Origin of the sequence: Desulfurococcus sp., assembly GCF_049970475.1 — an archaeon.
Lineage (GTDB): Archaea > Thermoproteota > Thermoprotei_A > Sulfolobales > Desulfurococcaceae > Desulfurococcus > Desulfurococcus amylolyticus.
Genome location: NZ_JBMFMW010000103.1, coordinates 1 through 3,958 on the forward strand (window position 1 = coordinate 1; position 3,958 = coordinate 3,958).

Annotated in this window: 5 protein-coding genes; 3 read left to right on the forward strand and 2 right to left on the reverse strand. The window is 44.8% G+C overall.

What is annotated here, in order from left to right:
• Nucleotides 1-161: 161 nt before the first annotated feature.
• The 3 genes from ACP5N5_RS06015 (at nucleotide 162) to ACP5N5_RS06025 (ending at nucleotide 2,315) form a co-directional block, all read left to right on the forward strand.
• A complete protein-coding gene (locus ACP5N5_RS06015; protein ID WP_042667650.1) occupies nucleotides 162-1,313 on the forward strand; it encodes an inositol-3-phosphate synthase in 1,152 nt (383 codons plus the stop codon).
• 76 nt (nucleotides 1,314-1,389) lie between these two features.
• Nucleotides 1,390-2,070 carry an adenylate kinase gene (locus ACP5N5_RS06020; RefSeq protein WP_428133942.1) on the forward strand — a complete coding sequence of 227 codons (681 nt, stop codon included), beginning with the start codon at nucleotides 1,390-1,392 and terminating at the stop codon, nucleotides 2,068-2,070.
• Between the two features lie 5 nt (nucleotides 2,071-2,075).
• Nucleotides 2,076-2,315, forward strand: a complete 240-nt coding sequence (locus ACP5N5_RS06025) for a hypothetical protein (RefSeq protein WP_276814933.1) — start codon at nucleotides 2,076-2,078, stop codon at nucleotides 2,313-2,315.
• On the opposite strand, the gene ACP5N5_RS06030 is transcribed toward ACP5N5_RS06025, so the two are convergent.
• Together ACP5N5_RS06030 and ACP5N5_RS06035 are read right to left on the reverse strand one after the other, a co-directional pair.
• Nucleotides 2,300-2,821, reverse strand: a complete 522-nt coding sequence (locus ACP5N5_RS06030) for an Lrp/AsnC family transcriptional regulator (RefSeq protein ID WP_276814931.1) — start codon at nucleotides 2,819-2,821, stop codon at nucleotides 2,300-2,302. The two genes, ACP5N5_RS06025 and ACP5N5_RS06030, sit on opposite strands and share 16 nt — an antisense overlap.
• Nucleotides 2,822-2,928: 107 nt before the next feature.
• Entirely contained in the window at nucleotides 2,929-3,735 is an 807-nt protein-coding gene (locus ACP5N5_RS06035; protein ID WP_428133947.1) for an aldo/keto reductase, read from the reverse strand.
• Nucleotides 3,736-3,958: the final 223 nt, after the last annotated feature.

Sequence of the window (3,958 nt, forward strand, 5' to 3'; positions counted from 1 at the left end):
ATACTGTCGTATACAGGATGAGCCGGGATGGACTACTATCCCGGAGACAGGAAAACGGTGAAACACTGTACTCTGTAACAGAGAGGGGGATCAATGCATTCAAGAATGCGCTTGTATTGATCGAGGAAATTCTTAGTAAGCTTAAATTATAGGTGGTCGCCGTGATTCGTGTGGCTATAATAGGTCAAGGATTGGTCGCACTACACTTCGAGGTTGGATTAGAGAGATTAAAGAACAATGAGATACCTGATTACGGGGTTCCTCTGAGGGAGTGGCTTCCTTACAAGTATAGTGATATAGAAATAGTGGCGTCATACGATGTAGATGAATCAAAAGTTGGGAAGACGGTATACGAGTTGGCGAGAAGGGATTACCCGGGTGACTCAATACCTGGATCCCTGAAGGACATTGTCGTAAGCAGGGGTATTCATTTAAATAGCATGAAGGGACTCCCCTTCAAGGCTAGGGGGAGAGAAGAGGATAAGGGTATTGATGCCGCGTTAAACGAGTTGATCGATGAATGGAGGAATCTCAACGTAGACGTATTAATCAACGTTATGACTACTGAACCTGTTGAAGCCGTTGGTGATCCAAGGGAGATAGAGAGGAGGGCTTTGCACGGTGATCTAACCGCTAGCCAGACATACGCTTATGCTGCAACGCTTTACGCGGCGAAATATAGACCTGTAACATTCGTGAACGCGATACCCTCACCCCTAGCTAATGATCCAGGCTTCATCAAGCTATGTACTGAGAGGAAATGCACTATACTAGGTGATGATGGCTCAACTGGGGCAACACCCTTCACAGCCGACCTACTGGAGCACATGTATGAGAGGAATAGAAAAGTCATTGATATAGCGCAGTTTAATATAGGTGGCAACACCGATTTCCTTGCATTGAACCTGCCTGAGAGGAATATCATGAAGAAGAAGACGAAGAGCGGTATCGTAGAGGATATACTTGGCTATGAAGCCCCCAACTACATCAGGCCAACCGGGTATCTCGAACCATTAGGGGACAAGAAGTTTGTTGCCATGATTGTTGAGTACTACAGCTTCGGCGAGTTCAAGGATGAGTTCTATATATTAATGAGGATAAATGACAGCCCGGCGCTGGCTGGCCTACTCGTAGATCTTGCTAGAATAGGAAGGATAGCGCTTGATAGACAGGCTTACGGCACGATCTACGAGGTTAATGCATTCTATATGAAGAGGCCTGGCCCCCATGGGTCGAGAGCGGTCTCGAAATACCATGCGTTCCAGAAACTATTGAACTGGCTCGGTATAAGTGATCCTAGGTATAAGGCATAGTTTTCACTCTCAGCCAGTATTCTCCATAATAATTAAATTACCGAAGATGAATCAATACTTAATGGGGTGGCTTTTAGTGAAGATAGTCTTAATAGGCGCCCCTGGGGCAGGTAAGGGAACCTACGCGCAGATACTAAGGGAGAAGTACTGTATTCCCCACATTTCAACCGGCGATATATTCAGGGAGGAAATAGCTAGAGACACCGAGCTGGGACGAGTGGTTAAATCCTATATAGAGAGGGGGTTACTGGTTCCAGACGAGATCGTTATAGAAGTTGTAAGCAAGAGGCTGAAGCAACCCGATGCATTAAGAGGCTTCATCCTAGACGGATTCCCGAGAACCCTAGAGCAGGCCAAAGCCCTCGATAAAATAGTGGATGTCGACGCCGTGGTGCATCTCGTTGTCTCGGAAGAAGTGGCTGTAAGGAGATTAAGCGGGCGGAGAATATGTCCAGTATGCAATAGAGTATATAATATATACTATGAGCCGAAGCCCAGGGAGGATGAGAAATGCGATTACGATGGAGCACAATTGATCAAGCGCCCAGATGACGAGCCAGAGGTAGTTAGAAACAGATATAGAGTGTTCTATGAGACGTTTAAACCAATAATCGAGTATTACAGGGTAAGTAGTAAGCTTATTGAAGTAGATTCAAACAAGTCTATCAAGGAGGTATTCCCGGTGCTGGAGGAGGCCTTAAGGAGGAATAAGATACTCCAGCTACAACCATGCAAAGAAGATGTTAGAGTAGGGTAGTGTTAATGCATAAGGAGAAGACTGTTGAATACGTTAGAAGTCTCATCTTGAAACTCTATGATAACCGGGATTACTATTTCTACGGCGATGAATTGAATAGTGAGGGGTGGAAGGTATTCGGGGAAATAATTTATCACACCCTTAAACAAATGCCGTGGTACAGGAGGAGAATAAGAGATCTAAGGAGAAAGCCGACCTATGAAAATATATTCGTATTCACCAAGGAGGCTTACGGCGTTCCATGAAGCCCAGAACCATTCTTAACCCTATTCCTGAGCACGGGTATACAGTTATTACATGGTGGATGATTGCACTCAGGATTGGGGTTCCTTATCTGGACTTTAAAGTCTGGGTGGAGCCTCCCGTATTCCACGTGTATTTCAAGATCCCCGCCGGCTTCATCTCTCAATACATCTATAACTGATACAATATCGCCCTTGTCTTTTCCATAGATCACTAGGATGGCCTCATCATCGCTCACCTTTAGGCCTGTTATAACCCTATTACATTTCGAGGCACTCGACAACAATTTCTCCACTTTATGTCCCTTCAACCTAACCAAGGCTGCAGTGTTTCCGGTGATAAGCGGTGAAACAGATAGGATGAAGCTTATCAAGCCCTTATAGGATAGCTTCCTAATCCTATCCCTTAAAGCAGTGTAATTCATATCTAAGTCGTCGGCAAGCCTCTTAATACTTATCCTTGGGTTTGCAGCAAGCTTCTTTGTTAGTTCTAGCTCCTTGTTTTCCAAGTCCTCGGTCACCATCGGGTTGAAGATTTATGTAAACCCTATTTTATTCCTTATCCACTATACCAGCAGGGGTCCGCCTAAAAGACGTGGAGGGCTTGCCTCGATAACTAGGCGTGTTTTCTCAGGTATTCAAGGTCATCGATACTCATCCACCAGCCTATTGAGCCCAGTATTTCCTTTACATGCTCTATATTCTCTGTCTTAGGCACGGCTATAACATTCATATGGCTCACCAGGTAGTTCAATGCCACCTGTATAGGTGTTTTACTATATTTCTCAGCCATTTTCTTTATGACGTTATTTATCACTACGTTCCCTCTTTCAAGAGGGGTATATGCTTGGAGAGCTATCTTCTTCTCAATACAGTAGGGTAGGAGTTCTTTCTCAACATAGTGCCTGTTGAATACACTGTAGTGAACCTGGTTTGCAACTATCTTGTGCTTGCTTGTAGCCTCTATGGCTTCTCGCAGCATGGCTGGTTCGAAATTACTTACCCCTATATACCTGGTTAAACCTTTCTCAGCGAGCACCTCGAAGTTTCTTACTTGCACCCTTATCGGGAGGCTTTCGTTGGGCCAGTGGATTAAGTAGAGGTCTACATATGGCACACCAAGCCTCCTTAAAGCCTCCTCAGCCGCCCTAATAATCTTCTCCTTGTCATCGAGTCTATTTGGTAGCATCTTGGTCGTTATGAATACGCTGTCCCGTCCAACCTCTTTAACCACTCTTCCAATGAACTCCTCAGCTCTCCCACCATCATACATTTCAGCAGTGTCAACCAGGTTTATGCCATGGGTTAATGCATAGATGAACGCGTCAAACGCCTTATCATAACTCTTGATACCATATGTGCCGAGCCCTATTGCTGAGACCTTATCGGACCCGATTACCTTCCACTCCTTGAACTCATACATGATGCATCCCTTAATAGTACATTTTTTATTACGTAGTGGAAACTAATTAAGTTTAGAGAAATGCATACAGGTAGGTTACTGCTGAAGGCATACCTGATCTATTACGGCTTCAAGGGCGCTGATAGGCTCGTAGCCCTTGTTAAAGATGTAATCGTAGAGAAGCCTATAGTGTATTGTTACCTCCTCGCTAAATTTTTCCAGCTCACTCCACGGTGGCTCCATC

What these genes read in the sequence shown, in the direction of transcription:
- ACP5N5_RS06025 (WP_276814933.1), top strand. Translation starts at nt 2,076, where the DNA reads ATGCATAAGGAGAAGACTGTTGAATACGTTAGAAGTCTCATCTTGAAA.
- ACP5N5_RS06035 (WP_428133947.1), bottom strand. Translation starts at nt 3,735, where the DNA reads ATGTATGAGTTCAAGGAGTGGAAGGTAATCGGGTCCGATAAGGTCTCA.